Annotated in this window: 2 protein-coding genes and 1 pseudogene; all 3 read left to right on the top strand. The window is 31.7% G+C overall.

What is annotated here, in order from left to right; all coding sequences use genetic code 11:
• The coding region (locus P8M54_RS01410; RefSeq protein WP_300284159.1) for a hypothetical protein at positions 1-2,043 on the top strand (2,043 nt) is incomplete at its 5' end.
• On the top strand, positions 2,040-2,993 hold the full coding sequence (locus tag P8M54_RS01415; protein ID WP_300284162.1) for a hypothetical protein: 954 nt from the start codon (positions 2,040-2,042) through the stop codon (positions 2,991-2,993). The genes P8M54_RS01410 and P8M54_RS01415, both read left to right, overlap by 4 nt.
• A 992-nt stretch (positions 2,994-3,985) precedes the next feature.
• Positions 3,986-4,169: pseudogene (locus tag P8M54_RS01420) on the top strand (hypothetical protein); the annotation flags it as partial.

Genomic DNA, 4,169 nt, shown 5'->3' on the forward strand with positions numbered 1-4,169 from the left:
TTAACAATTGAAAATTTACCTTCTATAACAGAAGAATTTAACAGCAAGTTTTTAATTGATAACTACCAAGATAGCGAGGTTGTAAGACGTTGCCAAACCTTTATACCTGTTTACCAACAATATAAATCCATTGCTGCTATAGATAAACAAATTGATTTTCAAAAGGAGTTAATCCAAAACAGAAAAATAAAACTAAATGGAGAAATTGATTATCTAAATTTAATCAGCAAATTATTTAGAGATTCGAATGAAAAATCTCTCATTGCTCAGATAATGAAGTCGGACAGAACAATATCAATTGCCCAGGAAGCAGTTTTATTTCACTTTATACGAACGCACTGGCAAAAACCAGAAAACATCGGTTATCCGTATTACGCAAAAGGTTTTCAATTTTTTAATGAGAACCACATAGTCAAAGATGATAAATTAAATGGGTATTGGCTTAGTATAGATGACCTAAACATTTTTATTCCTAATTTAAAAAATGACCCGGTTTTAGGAAATCCTGAATTACGCAGTAAAGCAATTTCTGAACTTTTGGCAAATAATGAAATATTAATTAGTGCTGCCAGAGCAGAACTAGTACAGTTGCAGTTTTTTGAAAAGGGTCAAGATTGTAAAGATGTTGAAATTTTAGTAGGTTTGGATAAACGTCTGTATGATTATGTAATTGCTACAGATTTTGCTATTACCGCCCAGCTTGTCTTGCAAATCGATGGTAAAATTGATGCTCTTAAAAAAGAATCTGAAGATTTACGGTGCCAGGTAAATGAGCAACTGTTACAAGAAGGTATTGATCCTGCTACAGATATCCAAACTATACTTAATATAGAAAACACTAAGTTTTCATGTTGGAAGAAAAGATCAGAAAAATTCCAGTTATTGTATAACAATGATAGCGCTACTGAAACTGCAATGAGAGAAATCAGTATGCCGGCTTTGAAACAGCAGGCAGATGGGAGAAAAACGTATGCCACTCGTGCAATGGAAATATATTTAGAAGATTATACAGCACTAGAAGCGCTTTACCCCGAACTTCTAACAGAATCTTTACCGGAAATCTACGAAGAAAAACTTCGTGAATTAAAAAAAGAATATGAGGATGCAATGCGGAACTATCAAAGTCAGTATCTCGCTTCTTGCAAACTTTTTCGTGAAACTGCCGATGGCAATAACATCGAGATTGCAACAGAAATATCAGAAGGCCGTTATAGCTTTCCTCTTTTGGAGAGGGCTTTACTTGGTGGCAGAATTAGATTTCATGATCAAATCTCAGAAGAGCTTCAAACAGCTAATAGGTCGAGACATAAGCTGATAGACTCAATTCACGAGACCATGCTAAAAATATTTATACGAACAAAAACAAAATATGAAGAATACCGAACACAAGTTCGTGATTTAAATTTATTTTTTAAAGGTAAAACCATCAGCAATAAATACTTCTTTCAAGTTGATTTTATTCCCAGTGGAGATATCCCAATAGAATGGATAAATCAATTACAAAGCCAATCTCAACATTTGTATAAACCAGGGGAACTTCCCATGGGTGAATCTGTAGACGTGTTTGTAGAAGACTTTTTTAAGACAGCCGCTGGTTACAAAAAAAAGATTGCATTTAGAGACCTTCTTGATCCTAAAACATACTTTACTCTTGATGCCGGACTTACTGATGAGAATGGAAAAGAAGTCTCAGGCAGTACCGGGGAAACCTATACTGCAAAAGTACTCTTAGGTATTGGGAGATTATCAAAAGTTCAGTCCCAAAATCGTAATGGAATCCGTTTCATCATATTAGAAGAAACTGCAAATCTGGACAAAACCAATTTTAATAATTTCCCTGCTATCGCAAAGGAATTTGGCTATCAAATTATTACAATGACTCCAAAGCCATTTGGAGCTGATGCAACAGCTGGTTGGTATCTTCACCACCTTTTACCAGGAAGAAATGATCCGGATATTAACTACCCGATGCCGGCGAGTTATTTTAAAACAAACGCTGATAAAGAAGATCTACTAACATATCTTAACAAAAAATCTCAATGAATTGGATAGCACTGAAAGCACTTCATGAAATTTACGAATCTGGTGCGACTAAAAAAAGGGAAAGCCTGATGAAAGATAGTCATTTCTTATTTCTTTTACAACAAACAGGTGAATTAAAAGAAGGTGTAAATACAATTGTAAAAGGGGATGGTTTTGACAACTATTACCAACATAGTCATTTAAATAAATATTTAGAATATTATAAATTTCTAGATAAAAATGGCTTGCTTAAGCCGCAATTGCGAATTCAAGAATATGATATAAATATTCTTTTGGGGCTTGAAAAAGGAATGATCAATGGCGATTTAATCCCAATAAGAGATGAAATAATCCAGGCAGAAGAAACTGTTAGAGGTGTGTCGCAAATGTTTTTCAAAAATGAAAAGTATTTAGAAAAATCAGAGAGCCTAATAAGTGCTGTAAAAGGTATTTTGGGAATTGCTGAACTTGCTAATGACAAGGATCAACAATACAAATATGTATTACAAAGCCACCAGCCAAATAAAATTGTGCTTTGTGAAAATCTAGATTTTTTAAAACGCCCTTCTAAACCTAGAAAACATCATTTGGAACTCTGGTATGCAGGTGGTAAGAATATAGATAAGCTTAATTATGTAGGTGAAATTAAGTTACCAATCTTTTATTCCTGTGACTGGGATTATGATGGCTTAATGATTTATCAATTAGTAAAAAGAAAAATACCTGATATCCGTCTGCTGTATCCAAATGGCCCTAGAAAAAGCATTGTTAAAACTGAACATGAAAGTCATTGGAAATTTAAAAAAGAATCTCATTTATTATCTAATCTAGATCCTTCTTTCTATTCCGAACTGGAAAAAACACTAATCATAGAATTAATCACTTCAAACGATTGGATAATGGAAGAAACAAATGATTTGATTGAAATGATTAATTTTACTGACAAATTGGAGCAGATTCATAATAACTGATAATCTTTACAGTTAAAGATTTAGTATGTTTTATTATAGAAATATTTATTAAATGCTCTTAACTTCCAAAAAAAATTCGCCATTTGTCCTCCACTGATTATGTAAAAATCTATTGAAAGACAACAGTTCTTACACCAGCCTTTATATTATTTTTTCCGTATTCTGCACATTTGTTTTGAAGTATCGTTTCATTAATTCGGAAAATAATATTTTTTTCAAAACCTAGTTTAACTAAATAATTATTCAAATAAATGTATTTACAAATAATAAAAAACAACTTTAAGTAGGCATAAAATATATTTAATCAAATTGAAGCTGATACATCATTTACCACAAAAAGTTAAGATTGTCTCTTTTACTTAAGTAAATAAAATTACAATTTATTAGATTACATTTTATTACAAAATCATGTATAAGCTAAATAGAATTTTACATGAATCCCCAACAGGACATCCAAACCAAAATACTGAAGACATATAAGATAGCTCCTACTTGTAGTAAGCCAATCTCTTCAAATCCTCCATAAATGGTGTGAAATCTGTCCTTTAGGTGCCACAAGGTAAAACCAATTTCTACAAAATGGGCTTTTTTGTATTACATAACCAATTAAGTTATCAGCTTCATTAAGCCTGGTCGGGTAAAAACTTATAAAGAAATGAAAAGCAAAATTGAAAAAAGGTCAAAAATATTGAATAAGTTAAGATTTTTGACCTTTTTTAACTGTTTAAAAACTTCCCTATTTAATCTTTAATATATTATAATCAGGACTACTGCTTTTATAAATTTTAAATATGTTTTATTCAAAATTTCTACTATTTTTGCACTAAACAATTCCCATGAGTTTTGTTAACTCTATAAGGATACTTTGTTTTATTTTGCGAGAATTTGCTTTAAATTGTACCATAATTGTACCACTGAAGACGGGAGCCCTTTTAAAGTAAGAAAACTTATTTTCTGTATCGGGAAATAGAAAAATATAAAACACCTCCATTGTGACAATACAAGATTTAGTAGGCGAATACCTTATTGAAGGTAGCAATCAAGACAGTAGTGATGTTCCAACTTACAAAGGAAAACTCACTCTTTCTCTTGATGAGAATAATCGAATTGTAGCACATTGGAATATTGGTCATAACCAAGAGCAAAATGGAAGCGGATTTTTCAAGGATAATATTT

Source organism: Flavobacterium sp. (genome assembly GCF_029242675.1).
In the GTDB taxonomy this organism is placed as follows: domain Bacteria; phylum Bacteroidota; class Bacteroidia; order Flavobacteriales; family Flavobacteriaceae; genus Flavobacterium.